The following is a 17,032-nucleotide window of genomic DNA, read 5'->3' on the forward strand; positions in this document are numbered from 1 at the left end:
CGCCCATGCGCGGGGCGAAAGCTGTCGCGGTCTGAGCTGCGTTTTTTTGCTCATCGGGACTTGTGTATAACGCTTAGCGCTTCGAAACCCGCCGTCACTGCACCTGAAAAATCTTCGGTTCGGGGAACAGGTTGTTGAGGGTTTCCAGCAAGCGGACGTGGTAGATGGGTTTGCGGAACAGGTCGAGTACATGCAGGCGCAGCAGGTCGCTGACGTCGTCCATATCGGCATGGCCTGAGGTCACGATGACGGGCAAGTGCTGGCGGGAGGTGTGATCGCGAAGGTGGCGGATCAACTGGATGCCGCTTTCCTCCGGCATCCGCAAATCAGTGATCACCAGTGCGATATCCGGATGGAGAGTCAGCTGGTGCAAGGCCATCTTGACGGAAGACGCGGTGAAGCAACAGAACCCCTCGCCTTCGAGCAATTCCGCCAGCTCCTCGTTTGCGTCCTCTTCGTCGTCAACCAGAAGCAATTGCTGGCGGGGGGCATGGACAGCCATAGGATTATCTCGACAAGTATCTCGGAAGCACAATCATAAACTACCCCGCGGCAGGTGTGGTGGTTGCTGGCGTACCCGTTAAGGCAGTTTGAATTTTCGTGAAAATTGCCGCCACGCTTTTGCTGATTTCTGGAACAAAAGCAATCAATGCCACGGCAACCATCGCCGCTACCAACGCGTACTCAATACCTGAAGCAGCTTCACGATCTCTCAAAAAACAACTAATCCGAGTGTAGGCACCTACATAAATCTTGGTAAGGAACATCTTATTTCTCCTTGCGCCTCCGAGGCGCGAACATGCATCACACATGCGAAACCATCTGCACCCTCAGCATTGTCCCCAAACCCCAAACCCACAATCGCAAAAAAGCATTAACCGGAAAGTTATAGACCCGGCATAACCCCCGAAACAGGCACTTCAAGCGCTGCCTGATCAGACAAAAACCCTTTCATACCAAAGCACTATGGCGCTTTTTAAACAATGAGCTAACGTCACACAAAAGCCTGTATGCAGTTCACCGTTGCTTTATTACGAAGTTGACGCACCGGTTCGAGAGTGTCCTGCGATGACAAAGGGAAAGTTGCCATGAGCAGTCGTATCACTATGGTGCTCGCTGTACTGTTTTTGCTGGGTGCGTTGATCGCCGGATACTTGGGAATTGTCATCGGCAGGCCGCCTGATGCATCTGTCGCTGCCCCACCGACAGCACCCCCGGTAACCGCCGAACAAACCACCCAGACCGCCCCGACACCGTCCGTCGAGGAATCATTGCGCCACAATGTCGTGGTCGTCGCCCGGGATATCCCCGCCTACACGCCGATCACTGTGGATGATCTGGAAATCGAACGCCTCAAGGTCGCGCCGCCCGGAAGCTTTGACGCCATCGATAAACTCGTAGGCCGCAGCAGTTGGCGAACGCTGACTGCCGGAACCTGGCTCAGCGAGAGCAGCTTCGAGGCAGGCGGCACGCTGGCGAGGATGATTCGTCCGCATGAGCGGGCGCTGGCCTTGCAGGTGGACGAAGTGATCGGCGCGTCCGGGCAGCTCAGCCCGGGCGATTACGTGGACGTGCTGCTTTATCTGCCGGAAGACACCACCAACCTCAATCGATCCAGCCAAGTGGTGGTGCCCGCCCTGCGCGTGCTCAGCATCGGTGAATTGCTTGGCCCGGATCGTAATGGCAAGCCGGTGCAGCCCGTTACGGCTGACGAACGCCTCAAGCAAGAACAGCACCGGATCAATGCGCGGACGGTGTCGGTTGCCGTGCCCGAAGCGCTGCTGGGGCGCCTGATGCTGGCCTCGCAAACCGGCGTATTGCGCCTGGCCGTGCGCAGTGCAGATGAAGGCAATCTGCAGAATTACTGGGCGGGCGAAGCCGGCAGTCGCGACATCGCCGAGCGGCTGGATTCGGCCAATCGTCAACTGGTCAGCTTCCGACAATTGAGCCTGAGCACGGCCAGTGCGCCGACGCCAGGTGCAACATCCCGCGCACCGCGCCCCGTCGAGGTGATACGCGGTAACCAGATCACGCAACAAACTCCCTGATAGAGCAAGGATTGCATTTGATGAGCTGCTGTTTCGTGCCGGTTAAAAAAAGCAGGCTGCTGGTCGTTCTGGTGACCGCCCTGTCTGTGGATTCAGTCTGGGCCGCGTCAGGCAGTTGCAGCGCGCTGGCTGCGATGCCTGCGGCGGTGGAAATCGATCAGGGTATTCAACAGAACATCAGTTCGCCGGTCGCCATCACCCGCATTGCCGTGGGCGACCCGAAAATTGCCGATGTACACGTCAGCGGCAACGATGGCTTTCTATTGACCGGCGTCGCTCAGGGCACGACCAGCCTGATGGTCTGGACTGCCTGCTCGACCGCTCCGCGCCAGAGCATGGTATTCGTCCGCGGCCGAGCCACGGTGTCGATGGTCGAGGCAGCCTCCGCGCCGTCCGGCGATACGCAGTTGCCCAGTCAGGTGCAGACCGACATCCGTTTCGTCGAAGTCAGCCGCAGCAAACTCAAGGAAGCCAGCACTTCGATCTTTGGCAAAGGCTCGAACAATTTTCTGTTCGGCGCGCCCGGCACGGTGCCCGGCGTCAACGTCACGCCCGGCACAGTCAGCGGCACCCGGCCGAGCATTCCGCTGAACAACAGCAACTTCAATATCGTCTGGGGTGGCGGCAGCAGCAAGGTGCTGGGCATGCTCAACGCCATGGAAAACAGCGGCTACGCCTACACACTGGCACGCCCCAGCCTGGTGGCGCTGAACGGCCAGAGCGCCAGCTTTCTGGCCGGTGGCGAGTTCCCGGTGCCGGTGCCCAATGGTGAAGGCAACGGCATTTCCATCGAGTACAAGGAATTCGGCGTGCGTCTGACCCTGACTCCGACGGTAGTGGGACGCGACCGGATCCTGCTCAAGGTTGCGCCGGAAGTCAGTGAGCTGGATTTCTCCGCCGGTATCACCATCGCCGGCACGACCGTGCCGGCGCTGAACATCCGGCGCACCGACACCAGCATTGCGCTGGCCGACGGCGAAAGCTTCGTGGTCAGCGGACTGATCAGCTCCAGCAACAGCGGCTCGGTGGACAAGTTTCCCGGTCTGGGCGACATCCCGATCCTCGGTGCTTTCTTCCGCAGCTCGCAGATCCAGCGCGACGAGCGCGAGCTGCTGATGATCGTCACTCCGCATCTGGTGCAACCACTGGCCGCCAATGCCCAATTGCCCTCGCTGCCGGGAGAGAGTCTGCGCACTTACGACCCGAGCTTCCCGCGCCTGTATTTCCTGGAGAACGGCGATTTTGACCGTCGCAGCGGGTTATCCAAATGAGCCAGAGCCTGAGCCAGACGTTTCTGGCAATTACCCGTAACAACACCGATCTGGAGTGGCTGCAAAGCGCCCTCGGTTCCCTGGGTCAGGTGGTCAGCGCCGGAACCGGCAGCCTCGACGATCTGCTGGCGCTGGTCGACGTGACCTTTGCCAGCGTGGTGTTCGTCGGCCTCGACCGCGAGCATCTGATGACCCAGAGCGCGCTGATCGAAGGCGCGCTGGAAGCCAAGCCAATGCTGGCAATCGTTGCGCTGGGCGATGGCATGGACAACCAGTTGGTGCTCAACGCCATGCGTGCCGGGGCTCGGGATTTCGTGGCCTACGGTTCGCGCTCCAGCGAAGTCGCCGGGCTGGTCAGACGCCTGAGCAAGCGTCTGCCCGCCGTGACGCCGAACCCGAACATGAGCGGCCTGTCAGTGCTGTATGGCGCGCAAAGCGATGACGACGGAGCGCTGATCGCGACACATCTGGCGATGGTGGTGCACAAGACCGGGCAACGCACGCTGCTGCTGGACATGGGCCTGCCACGCGGCGACAGCCTGTCGATGCTGGGTCTGGAATCCTCGTTCAGCTTCGGTGATGCCCTGCGCCACCTGCGCAGGCTGGATGCAACGCTGATCGACAGTGCGTTCACTACCTGCGAAAGCGGCTTGCGCATTCTGGCCTACACCGACGCCGACGATCATCTGGAGCAGTCCAGCGCCGCCGAGCTGTACATGCTGCTGAGCGCGTTGCGTCAGCACTTTCAGCACGTCATCGTCAACCTCGTGGGCCAGCCGGACAGTGAGGCGCTGCGCTCGCTGGTCAGCCATTGCGATCAACTGCTGTGGTACACCGATCAGAGCGTACTGGGCTGCCGTCGTAATCTGACCGTGCTCGCCCACTGGCGCGAAAAAGGCATGAAAATGCAGCACGCCGGCCTGTTGGTCGACCGCTACCAGCGCTCGGTCGCGCCCAACGCGGAAACCCTGGGCAAAACCTTCGGCCTGCCGGTGCTTGCCGTGCTGCCCCTCGCGCCGGAGCTGCGCCTCAACGCCAAGAATCAGGGCATCACACTCTTCGAACTGGCGTCGCGTGACGCCTTGTGCACCGGGCTGCGCCGCCTTGGTGAACACCTCGCTCGTCACTCCGATACTCACGACAAACCGGATCAGGGCTGGTTCGCACGACTGTGGGGGAATAAATGATGGCGGAAAAACTGTTTGGCGTGTCCTCACGCTCGCCAGGTCAGGCCAATGACGGGCAAGGCCTGAAACTGGTGTTGCACCGCTACATTATCGACGGCATCGAAGAAAGCGGCAAAAACCTGCTTGAAGGATCGCGACCGGCGCTGGCGCAATTTGTCATCGACAAGGTGGCCGAGTACGTCGCTCGCCTGCGGCTGGCCATCTCGCGTTACGAAATGGAGCGTCTGGCTGAAGAGCTGGTCGATGAGCTGACCGGTTTCGGCCCGCTGGAAGTGCTGCTGCGCGACAGCTCGGTTACGGAAATCCTGGTCAACGGACCGAGCAAAGTGTTCGTCGAACGTGACGGTGTATTGCATCACACGGACCTGCGTTTCATGGATTCGCATCATGTCGAGCGCGTGATGCAGCGCATTCTCGCCCCGATGGGTCGGCGGCTGGACGAGTCCTCGCCGATGGTCGACGCCCGCCTGCCCGATGGCAGCCGGGTCAATGCCATCATCCCGCCCATCGCGCTGGACGGCCCTTGTCTGTCGATACGGAAATTTCGCAAGGACATGCTCAAAAGCGCCGATCTGGTGGCCATGCAGACCATCGACCAGCCGATCTTCGAATTTTTCCAGGAAGCAGTCGGCAAGCGCTGCAACATTCTGGTCAGCGGCGGCACCGGCACGGGCAAAACCACCATGCTCAACGTCCTGAGCCAGTTGATCGACAGCAGCCAACGCCTGGTGACCATCGAAGACGTGGCCGAACTGCAACTCAGCCATCCACACGTGGTGCGCCTGGAAACCCGCCCGCCGAATGCCGAAGGCCATGGCGAGGTAAGGGCCAGCGACCTGATTCGCAACTCACTGCGGATGCGCCCGGACCGCATCATCCTCGGCGAGATTCGTGGCGTCGAAGTGCTGGACGTGTTGACGGCGATGAACACCGGCCACGATGGCTCGATGAGCACCGTCCACGCCAACAATGCACAGGATGCGCTGTTGCGTCTGGAAACCCTGGTCGGCCTGACCGGACGCCTGATTCCCGAAAAGACTCTGCGGCAAATGGTCTGTGCGGCGCTGGACGTGATCATCCAGCTGGCCCGCCTGCCGGATGGTCGACGCTGCGTCAGCGAGGTGGTGGAAGTGGTCGGTGTGCGCGATGACATCTATGTCACCAACACGCTGTTTCGTCTGGATCGGCGCACCGGGGTCGGTTTCATGCGTGAGGCTGCGCATGCTGCCGGTGAAAAACTGCGGCCGGGCTACTGATTCAGACCAAGGAGGCGGCATGACGGCATCTCTGATACTCGGCCTGGTTTCCGTGCTGCTGCTGATGGCGTCCGTGCGCATGTTTTATCTAGCGCTCAATCAAGAGGCCAGCGAACGGGTCAGGCAGCGCCTGACGGCAGGCCAGGTCGAGCCTGTTGTCGAAAAAACCGGCTGGGCCTGGCTCGACCGGGCTTTTATACGCGCCGGGCTGGGCCTGCCGACCGAGCGCGTGGGCCTGGTGTTGACGCTGTATGCGCTGCTGATTCTGATCGGCTACGGGCTGGGCGGCGGCATCGGCGCGGGCGCTGCGCTGCTTGGCGTGCCGCTGATGTTGCGTTTGTTCGTTTCTTGGCGGGCTCGCGTGCGTGTGCGGCGCATGATCGAGCAACTGCCGCAATTGCTCGACCACAGCGTGCGCAGTCTCAAATCAGGCAGAACCCTGGCCGATGCCGTGCTTTACGGTATCGCCGCCGCAGACCAGCCGCTCAAGGACGGCATGAGCCGCATCGAACGCAACGTGCAACTGGGGGTGAGCCTGCCGGATGCCGCCAGGGATTTCGCCGAACTGTACGAAAGCGACGAGTTTCACCTGTTTGCCCTGGGCCTGCGGGTCAACCATCGGTATGGCGGCAATGCCAGCGAACTGATGGAGAACCTGATCAGGCTGATTCGCGACCGCGAGCAGGCCGGTCGCCAGTTGCGCGCCATGACCGGCGAAACGCGCATGACGGCACTGGTGCTAGGGCTGCTGCCGGTCGGCATGGCTGGTTATTTCATGGCCGTGAACCCCAATTACCTGCTGCACATGTGGAACGACGGCAGCGGACGCATCCTGCTGAGCATGGCGTTTGCCCTGCAATTGTTGGGCTGCCTGATGTTGTGGCGCATGCTGAGGAGCATTTGACATGGATCTGCTGTTCAGTGCCCTGATGCTCACCGCGGCGGCGTTTCTTCTGCTGTCCGGACTGGCCCGCAGGCGTCGCGACGAGCGTCTGGTGGCGCAGCGCCTGCGAGGCGTTGTCGTGCGCGAAAGCCGTTTCGGCAGCCTGCTGCGCCTGCTGGGTGACACGCGACTCGGCCAGCGCAGCATCAGCCTCGATTCGGAAACCCAGATATTACTCAACCGCATCGGCTGGCGTCGCGCGAGTAAACGTTCGCTGTTTGCTGCCTGCCAGATCGGCGTGCCTGTCGGGTTGATGTGCATAGTCGCGCTGGCCCAGCTGCTGTTTTTCAAAGCTGTCGAGCAGCCATTGATTGCGCCGGTTTTTGCGCTGGGCGTCGGTTACCTGCTGCCGAAGAGAATTCTCGCCGCAGCCGCCAAACGCCGACAGAAACAGGTGGTGGTAGAGATTTCCACGTTTATCCCCCTGCTGCGCATCCTGTTCGAATCCGGCATGGCGGTCGAACAGGCCTTGCGCGTGCTGAGCAACGAGGGCAAGGACCTGCTGCCGGTACTGTCCGAAGAAATCCGTACGGTTCTGACCCGGGTCGATTCCGGGCTGGAGTTGGGTGAAGAACTGCGCAAGACCGCTGCGCTGCTGGCGGTCGATGAGCTGAGCGATACCTGCGTGATCCTCAATCAACTGATCCATCAGGGCGGCGGAGCCCTGAAATCGCTGCTGACGCTCAAGCAACTGATCGACGATCGACGCCTGACCCGGTTGCAGGAATACATCTCCAAGCTGTCGGCGAAAATGTCGATGGTGATGATGGTGTTCCTGTTCCCGGCCTTGCTGATCGTTCTGGCCGGGCCCGGATTCATCGCCATCAGTCGCGCTCTGGGCGGTTTATAACCCGGGTCGCCAGTGTTGGTTCGCCACTACAAGGAAGGAAAAGGTTTGATGAAAGCAGCCATTGCGGTTATCGGCATCCTGATGCTGAGCGGATGTGCCAGCGACGGTCGGGCATTGTGGACGCAGACGTCTGCGGCACAGGCCAGCGAGTGCCCCAAGCTGACTTCGGATCAGGAGTTCGCCCTCAATCTCGCGCAAAACATGGCCGATGAAGGGCGCCTGCATGCCAGTCTGGCCAATCTCGAAGGCTTGCCGGACAGCCTTGGCGAGGTCCGCCTGCGCAAGGCCCGGGTCTTGCGCCTGCTGGGCAGCAATGAAGCCGAGCCGCTGTATCGCAGCCTGCTGGGCACCTGTCGCGCCGCGCAGGGTGAACATGGCTTGGGGCAGCTCGCTGCGGCGCGCGGTGACAATGTGCTGGCTGAGCAGCACTTGCTCAGAGCCAGCAAGCTGCAACCGACCGACGAAAAAATCCGCAACGATCTGGGTGTGGTGTACCTCAACCAGTTGCAACTGGAGCCGGCACGCTTTCAATTTCTGACGGCCATGGAACTCAAACAGTCCGACTCGCTGGCAGCCGTGAATCTGGCCACGCTGCTGATTTATCAGAACAACTGGACACAGGCTGCCGAGCTGGCCACCAGGGCAGGACTGACGCCTGAGCAGATCACCGATGCCCAGGCGCGCGCCGAGCAACTCAGGAAACCCGCCGCCGCCCGGTCGGCACCCGCCAGACCTGTCGCGAGCGCGGCGGGGCAAACGACTCTTCCGTCACACGAGGGACGACCATGAAGCGCATCATGCTGGCAGGCATTGCCCTGCTGTTGATTGCCGACAACACCTGGGCTGACAACAGTGACCCGTCGACCTCCGCCCCCAGGCAGACCGAAACGTGGCTGCAGCTACAGGCCAGTGGCAGAGCAGCTTCGCCGACGCCGCAAGTCAACACCGCGGCGGAACGTGACTTGAGCCTGCAACGCTGGCTTGAAACCTATAAATACAAGATCCCGGAGTTTTACGATCAGGAAGCGGGCGGCAGCTTTTCATCGGGCAAGAAGTAAATCTGGCATTATCACCGACCTACTGAAACCCACTCTTACAACCTGCCCTCGGCAGGCCGGGAAGCACTCCGTTATCATGCGCGGACTTTCGAGATTCGAGATTGCCATGCGCCGTTTGCTCTGCCTGATGTTACTGATCCTCGCCCTGCCGGTCTCGGCTTCGGGCCTGTTTGATAACCGTCCCGCTTCGACACTGGGTGGCACCTCGCTGGATAACAGCAAGGATTTTCTGCCGGTTCGTCAGGCGTTTCAGTTGAGCCTGGTCGACACCACGCCAGAATCAATCAAGCTGCGCCTGGTCGCCACCGAAGGCTATTACCTGTACCGCCATCGCTTTCAGTTCCGCACCGAGCCCGCCGATATCGGCCTGGGCGAAGCGCAGTTGCCCAAGGGCGAACAGAAACATGACGAGTACTTCGGCGACGTAGAGGTCTATCACGGCATTCTCGACATCGACCTGCCACGCAAACCCGGTGAGCAGCGCCCCTTCACGCTGGTTGTCACCTACCAGGGCTGCGCCGACAAGGGCCTGTGCTACCCGCCTGAAACCGAACGGCTGACCATCGGCGATGTGGCTGCCAGCCCGCTTGCCGAGGCATCCGCACCGGCGCCTGCAGCCACTTGGGGCTGGAAAGAACTGGCGCTGTTTTTCCTCGCCGGTGTCGGCCTGACCTTTACCCCGTGTGTATTGCCGATGCTGCCGATTCTGTCCGGCGTCGTGCTGCGCGGTCAGGTTGGCGGCCTGCGCGGTCTGAGCCTGTCTCTCGCTTACGTGTTGCCGATGGCAGCCTGTTTTGCGTTGCTCGGCGCGCTGATGGGCATGTTCGGTGCAGGCCTGAATCTCCAGGCACGACTGCAATCAGCCTGGGTGCTGGTGCCGTTTTCAGCGTTCTTCGTGATTTTTGCCATCGCGATGTTCGGTGCGTTCGAACTGCGCCTGCCGCAATCGATCAGCTCGCGTCTGGACCGTATCGCCGGCAAGACCGAAGGCGGTTCACTTTGGGGTGCAGCAGTACTGGGCGTGGTTTCCAGCCTGCTGGTCTCGCCGTGCGTGTCAGCCCCACTGGCGGGCGCGCTGCTGTACATCAGTGCCAGTGGTGATGCGCTGGGTGGTGGCTTGAAACTGTTTGCCCTGGGGCTGGGAATGGGCGCGCCGCTCCTGTTGATCGCGACCGGGGGTGCCACCTGGCTGCCGAAAAGCGGCCCGTGGCTGGTCACCGTGAAGAATGCGATTGGTGTGTTGCTGCTGGCTCTGGCAATCGGCCTGCTCAGCCGCGTGCTGCCGGGGCAAATCACCCTACTGCTGGTCGGCCTGCTGTCGGCTGGTGTCGCGCTGTTTCTCGGCGCCCTGGAATTCACCGAAAAAACCACCCGGCAAAAACTGGCGCAACTGCTCGGGCTGGCGCTGCTGGTCTATGCACTGGCCAGCTGGTACGGCGCGTTGTCCGGACAGACCGACCCCATGCGCCCCCTGGGCCGGGAATACGCCACGGCAAACAACGGGGCAGCGGCATCGACCGCCTCGCAATGGCAGACGATTACCACCTCGGCCGAACTGGACCGCGTACTGCAGGAAGCCAGCAGCGCGGGCAAGCCATTGCTGCTCGACTGGTACGCCGACTGGTGCATCAGTTGCAAAGTCATCGAACACGAAGTCCTGCCTGATCCGGGTGTCGTCGCCGGGCTGGCGGGGTACAGCCTGATCCGTTTCGACATGACCGACAGCAATGCAGAACAACGCGCCCTGCTCGACCGCTACAAGCTGTTTGGCCCGCCGGCGATGCTTTTTTTCGGCAAAAACGGCGAAGAACTGCAAAATGTGCGAGTCGTCGGCGAAATCGACGTAACAGGCATGCTTGAGCGCCTGAATAGAGCAAATGACCCAAACTAAACGATGAGTCATAAACTTTGCGCGAATATCGGTCATCGTGCTGGCTACTGTAGTTAACTGGACAGTCCATTGCCCTTCCGGCATAGTCGCCGGGCGTAAACCGCTCGCAGACAACAAAAGGAACACGCAATGGCGACTATCCTGGTCCTTCACGGGCCCAACCTGAACCTGCTGGGTACTCGGGAACCCGGGGTCTACGGCACCATCACCCTGCCTCAGATCAATCAGGACCTGGAGCAGCGCGCGCGCGATGCCGGTCACCATCTGATGTATCTGCAAAGCAATGCCGAATATGAATTGATCGACCGAATCCATGCCGCTCGTGATGAGGGTGTGGATTTTATTTTGATCAATCCGGCCGCTTTTACGCATACAAGCGTTGCAATACGTGACGCGCTGATGGGAGTGAGCATCCCATTCATCGAAGTGCACTTATCAAACGTGCACAAACGCGAACCTTTTCGTCATCACTCCTACTTTTCAGACGTCGCTGTAGGAGTGATCTGCGGCCTGGGCGCCAGCGGATACCGACTGGCCCTGGAAGCCGCTCTGGAACAACTGGCCGCCAGCGCCAAGCCGTGACGAGTACAGCCCTGAAGCTGACCTCACGGCTTGAAGCAGCCGCCAAAAAGCCCTTACAGAACCTTGGGAGTTGATTAATGGATATTCGCAAAGTCAAGAAACTGATCGAACTGCTGGAAGAGTCCGGCATTGACGAGCTGGAAATTCGTGAAGGCGAAGAGTCCGTACGGATCAGCCGTCACAGCAAGACCCCGGCGCAGCCTTACTATGCTCCTGCTCCAATGGCCGCTCCGGTCGCAGCACCAGCACCTGCCGCCGCTCCGGCCGCAGCAGAGGCGCCAGCGGCTCCGAAGCTGAACGGTTTTGTGGTCAAGTCGCCAATGGTCGGTACGTTCTACCGCACCCCGGCCCCTACTTCGCCAGCATTCGTCGAAGTCGGCCAGACCGTGAAGAAAGGCGACACCATCTGCATCGTCGAAGCGATGAAAATGATGAACCACATCACGGCAGAAGCCAGCGGTGTGATCGAATCCATCCTGGTAGAAAACGGTCAGCCGGTTGAGTTTGACCAGCCGCTGTTCACTATCGTTTGAACCGGGGAGAGCCTGCGATGTTGGAAAAAGTTCTGATCGCCAACCGCGGCGAAATTGCCTTGCGCATCTTGCGTGCCTGTAAAGAACTGGGCATCAAGACCGTCGCTGTACACTCCACGGCAGATCGCGAGCTGATGCACCTGGGCCTGGCAGACGAAACCGTCTGCATCGGTCCCGCACCGGCCAATCTGTCCTACCTGAACATCCCGGCGATCATCTCTGCGGCTGAAGTAACCGGCGCCACGGCGATTCACCCGGGCTACGGCTTCCTCGCGGAAAACGCCGATTTCGCCGAACAGGTCGAAAAATCCGGTTTTGCCTTCATCGGCCCGAAAGCAGACACCATTCGCCTGATGGGCGACAAGGTTTCTGCCAAGGACGCCATGAAGCTGGCCAACGTGCCAACCGTTCCAGGTTCCGACGGCCCGCTGCCGGAAGACGAAGAAACCGCTCTGCGCATCGGTCGCGAAGTCGGCTATCCGGTGATCATCAAGGCCGCCGGTGGCGGTGGTGGTCGCGGCATGCGTGTGGTGCATCGCGAAGAAGACCTGATTGAGGCCGCTTCCCAGACCCGCGCCGAAGCGGCAGCCTGGTTCAGCAACCCGATGGTCTATCTGGAAAAATACCTGACCAACCCACGTCACGTGGAAGTCCAGGTCATTTCCGATGGCCAGGGTCAGGCGATTCACCTGGGCGACCGCGATTGCTCGCTGCAACGTCGTCACCAGAAGGTTCTGGAAGAAGCACCGGCACCGTTCATCGATGAACAGGCACGGGCTGATGTACTGGCCGCCTGCGTCAAGGCGTGCGTCGACATCGGCTATCGCGGCGCGGGGACTTTCGAGTTCCTGTACGAGAACGGTCGTTTCTACTTCATCGAAATGAACACCCGTGTTCAGGTGGAGCATCCGGTTTCGGAAATGGTCACCGGTATCGACATCGTCAAGGAGATGCTCAGCATCGCCGCCGGCAACAAACTGTCGTACACCCAGGATGACGTCGTCATCAAGGGCCATGCGCTGGAATGCCGGATCAACGCTGAAGATCCGAAAACCTTCGTTCCGAGCCCGGGTCTGGTCAAGCATTTCCATGCACCAGGCGGCAACGGCGTGCGGGTCGACTCGCACCTGTACAGCGGTTACAAGGTACCGTCGAACTACGACTCGCTGATCGGCAAGGTGATCACGTGGGGCGCGACTCGCGAAGAAGCCATGGCACGCATGCGCAATGCCCTGGACGAAATCGTGGTCGACGGGATCAAGACCAACATCCCGCTGCACCGTGATCTGACACGTGATGAAGGCTTCTGCGAAGGCGGCGTCAACATCCACTACCTGGAACACAAACTGGCCAATCAATAAGCCAACGTGTTTCAGAACGACAAAGCCGCAGTGATGCGGCTTTGTTGTTTGCAGCGCATAGCAGTAAACTTGCCCGCTTCCTGCGGCCTCAACGGCCGTGCAAGCCGCACCTATTTCCGAATCGAAGGTAATCCGCCATGCCTTGGCTGCAAGTCCGTCTCGCCATCAGCCCAGAACAAGCCGAAACCTACGAGGACGCCCTGCTTGAAGTCGGCGCCGTGTCCGTGACGTTCATGGATGCCGAAGACCAGCCGATTTTCGAACCCGAGCTCAATACCACGCCGCTGTGGACGCACACCCACTTGCTGGCGCTGTTCGAAGCGGACACCGATGCCGAAATGGTCCTTGCTCACCTGAGCCTGCTGACCGGCGCAGAACTGCCCGAACACAGCGCCGAAGTCATCGAGGATCAGGACTGGGAACGCAGCTGGATGGACAACTTCCAGCCAATGCGCTTTGGCCAGCGTCTGTGGATCGTCCCGAGCTGGCATGTTGCGCCGGAACCCGACGCGGTCAACCTGCTGCTCGATCCGGGCCTGGCATTCGGCACCGGCACGCACCCGACCACCGCTCTGTGCCTTGAATGGCTTGATGGCCAGGACCTCAAAGGCTGCAACGTACTGGATTTCGGTTGCGGCTCGGGCATTCTGGCCATCGCCGCACTGCTGCTGGGTGCCGAACAGGCGGTGGGCACCGACATCGACGTACAGGCGCTGGAAGCCTCGCGCGACAACGCCGGGCGCAACCACATCGCGACCGAACGTTTCCCGCTGTACCTGCCGCAAGACCTGCCCGCCCAGCAAGCCGACGTGCTGGTGGCCAACATTCTGGCCGGCCCGCTGGTCTCGCTGGCCCCGCAATTGACCACGCTGGTAAAGACCGGCGGTCGCCTGGCGCTGTCCGGGATCCTGGCCGAACAGGGCGAAGAAGTCGCTGCGGCCTATGCTGAAAGCTTTGAGCTTGACCCGATCGCAAACCGTGATGGCTGGGTACGCATCACAGGCCGCCGCCGTTAATCGCCGCATGAACCGGATTGCCGCATGACCGACAGTTTTGTCACCCAGTGCCCGCACTGCCAGACCAGTTTCCGAGTCAGCCACGCGCAACTGAGCGTGGCGCGCGGCGTGGTGCGTTGCGGAGCCTGCCTGCAGGTTTTCAACGCCGCCCGGCAATTGCTGGAACAGCGCGCCATCGACGACTCCGAGCGTACGGCAACTGCGCCGCTACCCACCGCCGTCGAGCCTGCGCTGCCCGAGCAGCCCGCCACGCCGGAGCCCAAACGCGCGCCAGAACCGGTGCAGACCAAGGCCATAGAGGACGATGACGATCTTTGGCAGGTCAGCGAAATGGATCTCGACAACCTGAACCTGGATGAAGAGCTGGCGCGCCTTGAGCAGCGCCAGCCCCGCCGACCCGACACGTTCGGGCACCCGGCCAGCACTGCCGACAACGACACGCTGAGCCTGACGGCCAAGCGCGACACTCGCCAGACCGACGAGGCCGCCTGGGTCGACACCGTACGCAACGACGATGTCGAGCATTTGCCAGAACTGCACGCCGAAGTCGTTTCACCAGCCGATTCGATTGAAGAGCCGGAGCCTGTTGCAGACAACAACCGGACCGAGCCTTCGCTGTCGCTGGATAAAGACCTCGCCGATGACGAGCCCAACCTGCCCGTCATCACTCAGCGCAAAGCCCTGCCTGTCGAGAAAGTCGAACGCTGGTCAGCCGTGGATGACGATGATCAGGATGACGAGCATGAGCCAGAGCCTGATCCGCGCAGCAAACGCGCACGCAATGAACCGGCCGTACGCGATCAGACATTGCTGGACCTGACCGACGACCCACTGCAACTGGACTGGCAGCGGCCCAAACCGCGCTGGGGAAGGCGCTTTGCCTGGATCGTGCTGGTGGTACTGGCGCTGGGCGGCCTGGCAGGTCAATACGTCTGGTATCACTTCGATCAACTGGCGCGCCAGGACCAGTACCGCCCCTGGTTTCAGGAAATCTGCCCGCAGATCGGCTGCAAAGTGCCGACCAAAGTCGACATTTCCCAGCTCAAGAGCAGCAATCTGGTGGTGCGCAGCCATCCCGATTTTCAGGGGGCTCTGGTGGTCGATGCGATCATCTACAACCGCGCACCGTTTTCGCAGCCATTCCCGCTGCTGGAGCTGCGCTTTTCCGACACCAGCGGTCAGTTGATTGCCAGTCGTCGGTTCAAACCGAGCGAATACCTGAGCGGCGAACTGGCCGGCAAGGAAGAGATGCCGCCGCAGACGCCGATCCATATTGCGCTGGACATCCTTGATCCGGGCGCCAAAGCCGTCAATTACAGCCTGAACTTCCGTTCTCCGGAATGACGGCGAAGCACCACCGCAAGCCGCCACATTGATCTCGATCATGGCGGTTTGCGCTATGGAACGCTGCACGATTACAGAAGTTTCTCCATCAATCGGCCCCTGATTGTGCTCTTCGGGGGCCGAAGACAACTGTTCAGATTTTATCCAATTCAGCCTTTATCCAGTCATCGAGAGCGGGTATCATGCCAACCCTTTTTCAAACTCTCGGTTCGATCTGACGGTGGCGCAAGCGGCTGGCTGGACGGGCCGTTGCAGACCGGGTGAAACGGTTTTTTACACGGCCTGCGGATGATTTGGCCTCCACAACAGGTAAGGCTATGTCGGCAGTACGCATCGGCCCGTATACAGTGCACAACGGCTTGGTTCTCGCCCCGATGGCGGGCGTCACCGACCAGCCTTTCCGTCAGTTATGCCGCCAGCTCGGTGCGGGCCTGGTGGTGTCGGAAATGGTCACCAGTGACATGAGCCTGTGGAACAGCCGCAAATCGCGTCTGCGCATGATCCACGAAGGTGATCCCGAGCCACGCTCGGTACAGATCGCCGGTGGTGATCCGCAGATGCTGGCCGATGCAGCACGTGCCAATGTCGAACTGGGTGCCCAGATCATCGACATCAACATGGGTTGTCCGGCCAAGAAGGTATGTAACAAGGCGGCCGGTTCGGCGCTGTTGAAAGACGAGCAACTGGTCAATGACATCCTGCAGGCCGTCGTAGCGGCAGTCGATGTGCCCGTCACGTTGAAGATCCGCACCGGCTGGGATCGCGACAACCGTAACGGTCTGACCGTGGCGAAGATCGCCGAGCAGGCCGGCATTCAGGCATTGGCGGTACACGGACGCACCCGGGCCGACCTTTATACCGGTGAAGCTGAATACGACACCATCGCCATGATCAAGCAGGCGGTGTCGATTCCGGTCTTTGCCAATGGCGACATCGATTCACCCGAAAAGGCCCGGCGTGTACTCCAGGCCACCGGCGCAGACGGATTACTGATTGGCAGGGCCGCCCAGGGGCGTCCCTGGATTTTTCGCGAGATAGAACACTACCTGCGCACCGGAGAAACACTCCCGGCCCTGCAGTTGAGTGAAGTGGAACGCATTCTGCTTGAGCATCTGGCAGCGCTCCACGTTTTCTATGGCGACGTGATGGGCGTGCGCATTGCACGCAAGCATGTCGGCTGGTATCTCGCAACCCTGCCGGGCGCCAGAGAGTTTCGCGCCCTCTTCAATCGTTTGGAAGATACGGAAGCACAGTGCGCCAACGTTCGGGAGTTCTTCAGCCAAGGCTGCAAGGGCCCGGATAACCAGAATGATAACGAGGTGGCCGCATGACGTTGATGACCGAGACTTTAGTGAGTGGAACAACACCCGTGAGCGACAATGTCAATTTGAAACAGCACCTCAACACGCCGAGCGAAGAGGGTCAGACCCTGCGCGGAAGCGTCGAGAAGGCGTTGCACAATTATTTCGCCCACCTCGAAGGCGCATCCGTCACTGACGTCTACAACCTGGTGTTGTCGGAAGTCGAGGCCCCGCTTCTGGAAAGCGTGATGAACTACGTCAAGGGCAACCAGACCAAGGCCTCCGAGCTGCTGGGGCTGAACCGCGGCACGCTGCGCAAGAAACTCAAACAGTACGATCTGCTTTAAAGCATTCAAAACAGAAAAAGCGACCCTCCCTGCACCCGGTCGCT

General features: G+C 60.6%; 18 protein-coding genes. 16 read left to right on the forward strand and 2 right to left on the reverse strand.

Annotated elements, in window-relative coordinates:
* Nucleotides 1-94: 94 nt before the first annotated feature.
* A complete protein-coding gene (locus tag I9H07_RS20955; RefSeq protein ID WP_024674981.1) occupies nucleotides 95-502 on the reverse strand; it encodes a response regulator in 408 nt (135 codons plus the stop codon).
* Between the two features lie 40 nt (nucleotides 503-542).
* Nucleotides 543-767 carry a Flp family type IVb pilin gene (locus I9H07_RS20960; RefSeq protein ID WP_236423723.1) on the reverse strand — a complete coding sequence of 75 codons (225 nt, stop codon included), beginning with the start codon at nucleotides 765-767 and terminating at the stop codon, nucleotides 543-545.
* Between the two features lie 321 nt (nucleotides 768-1,088).
* Here I9H07_RS20960 and cpaB point away from each other — a divergent pair, with 321 nt between their 5' ends.
* From cpaB to fis, 16 genes are all read left to right on the forward strand, one after another.
* Entirely contained in the window at nucleotides 1,089-2,048 is a 960-nt protein-coding gene (gene cpaB / locus I9H07_RS20965) for a Flp pilus assembly protein CpaB (RefSeq protein ID WP_236423721.1), read from the forward strand.
* Nucleotides 2,049-2,068: 20 nt separating this feature from the next.
* On the forward strand, nucleotides 2,069-3,319 hold the full coding sequence (locus tag I9H07_RS20970) for a type II and III secretion system protein family protein (RefSeq protein WP_236423720.1): 1,251 nt from the start codon (nucleotides 2,069-2,071) through the stop codon (nucleotides 3,317-3,319).
* A complete protein-coding gene (locus I9H07_RS20975) occupies nucleotides 3,316-4,506 on the forward strand; it encodes an AAA family ATPase (RefSeq protein WP_236423718.1) in 1,191 nt (396 codons plus the stop codon). The genes I9H07_RS20970 and I9H07_RS20975 overlap by 4 nt, the downstream gene beginning before the upstream one ends.
* Nucleotides 4,506-5,762: a CpaF family protein gene (locus tag I9H07_RS20980; RefSeq protein WP_024674977.1), complete on the forward strand. Its 1,257-nt coding sequence runs from the start codon at nucleotides 4,506-4,508 to the stop codon at nucleotides 5,760-5,762. The genes I9H07_RS20975 and I9H07_RS20980 overlap by 1 nt, the downstream gene beginning before the upstream one ends.
* Before the next feature lie 19 nt (nucleotides 5,763-5,781).
* A complete protein-coding gene (locus I9H07_RS20985; protein ID WP_236423716.1) occupies nucleotides 5,782-6,666 on the forward strand; it encodes a type II secretion system F family protein in 885 nt (294 codons plus the stop codon).
* Between the two features lies 1 nt (nucleotide 6,667).
* Nucleotides 6,668-7,555: a type II secretion system F family protein gene (locus tag I9H07_RS20990; protein WP_236423714.1), complete on the forward strand. Its 888-nt coding sequence runs from the start codon at nucleotides 6,668-6,670 to the stop codon at nucleotides 7,553-7,555.
* Between the two features lie 48 nt (nucleotides 7,556-7,603).
* Complete coding sequence (locus tag I9H07_RS20995) at nucleotides 7,604-8,344, forward strand: hypothetical protein (RefSeq protein WP_024674974.1); 741 nt, start codon at nucleotides 7,604-7,606, stop codon at nucleotides 8,342-8,344.
* A complete protein-coding gene (locus I9H07_RS21000; RefSeq protein ID WP_024674973.1) occupies nucleotides 8,341-8,613 on the forward strand; it encodes a DUF3613 domain-containing protein in 273 nt (90 codons plus the stop codon). Before I9H07_RS20995 ends, I9H07_RS21000 begins: the two co-directional genes overlap by 4 nt.
* A 106-nt stretch (nucleotides 8,614-8,719) precedes the next feature.
* Nucleotides 8,720-10,504, forward strand: a complete 1,785-nt coding sequence (locus tag I9H07_RS21005; protein ID WP_268801390.1) for a protein-disulfide reductase DsbD — start codon at nucleotides 8,720-8,722, stop codon at nucleotides 10,502-10,504.
* 129 nt (nucleotides 10,505-10,633) lie between these two features.
* Nucleotides 10,634-11,086: a type II 3-dehydroquinate dehydratase gene (gene aroQ, locus I9H07_RS21010; RefSeq protein ID WP_024674971.1), complete on the forward strand. Its 453-nt coding sequence runs from the start codon at nucleotides 10,634-10,636 to the stop codon at nucleotides 11,084-11,086.
* 77 nt (nucleotides 11,087-11,163) lie between these two features.
* Nucleotides 11,164-11,619 (forward strand): acetyl-CoA carboxylase biotin carboxyl carrier protein, encoded by a 456-nt coding sequence (gene accB / locus I9H07_RS21015; protein ID WP_024674970.1) that lies wholly within the window; start codon nucleotides 11,164-11,166, stop codon nucleotides 11,617-11,619.
* Nucleotides 11,620-11,636: 17 nt separating this feature from the next.
* Complete coding sequence (gene accC / locus I9H07_RS21020) at nucleotides 11,637-12,980, forward strand: acetyl-CoA carboxylase biotin carboxylase subunit (RefSeq protein ID WP_024674969.1); 1,344 nt, start codon at nucleotides 11,637-11,639, stop codon at nucleotides 12,978-12,980.
* A gap of 137 nt (nucleotides 12,981-13,117) precedes the next feature.
* Nucleotides 13,118-13,996 (forward strand): 50S ribosomal protein L11 methyltransferase, encoded by an 879-nt coding sequence (gene prmA / locus I9H07_RS21025; protein ID WP_058392513.1) that lies wholly within the window; start codon nucleotides 13,118-13,120, stop codon nucleotides 13,994-13,996.
* Nucleotides 13,997-14,020: 24 nt separating this feature from the next.
* Complete coding sequence (locus tag I9H07_RS21030; RefSeq protein WP_058825264.1) at nucleotides 14,021-15,340, forward strand: DUF3426 domain-containing protein; 1,320 nt, start codon at nucleotides 14,021-14,023, stop codon at nucleotides 15,338-15,340.
* Between the two features lie 317 nt (nucleotides 15,341-15,657).
* The gene (dusB, locus tag I9H07_RS21035) at nucleotides 15,658-16,671 is read left to right on the forward strand and encodes a tRNA dihydrouridine synthase DusB (RefSeq protein ID WP_024674966.1); all 1,014 of its coding nucleotides are present in this window, start codon (nucleotides 15,658-15,660) and stop codon (nucleotides 16,669-16,671) included.
* On the forward strand, nucleotides 16,668-16,988 hold the full coding sequence (gene fis, locus I9H07_RS21040) for a DNA-binding transcriptional regulator Fis (RefSeq protein ID WP_005888657.1): 321 nt from the start codon (nucleotides 16,668-16,670) through the stop codon (nucleotides 16,986-16,988). The genes dusB and fis overlap by 4 nt, the downstream gene beginning before the upstream one ends.
* Nucleotides 16,989-17,032 lie beyond the last annotated feature (44 nt).

The sequence above is a fragment of the Pseudomonas syringae genome (genome assembly GCF_023278085.1).
Taxonomy (GTDB): domain Bacteria; phylum Pseudomonadota; class Gammaproteobacteria; order Pseudomonadales; family Pseudomonadaceae; genus Aquipseudomonas; species Aquipseudomonas syringae_Q.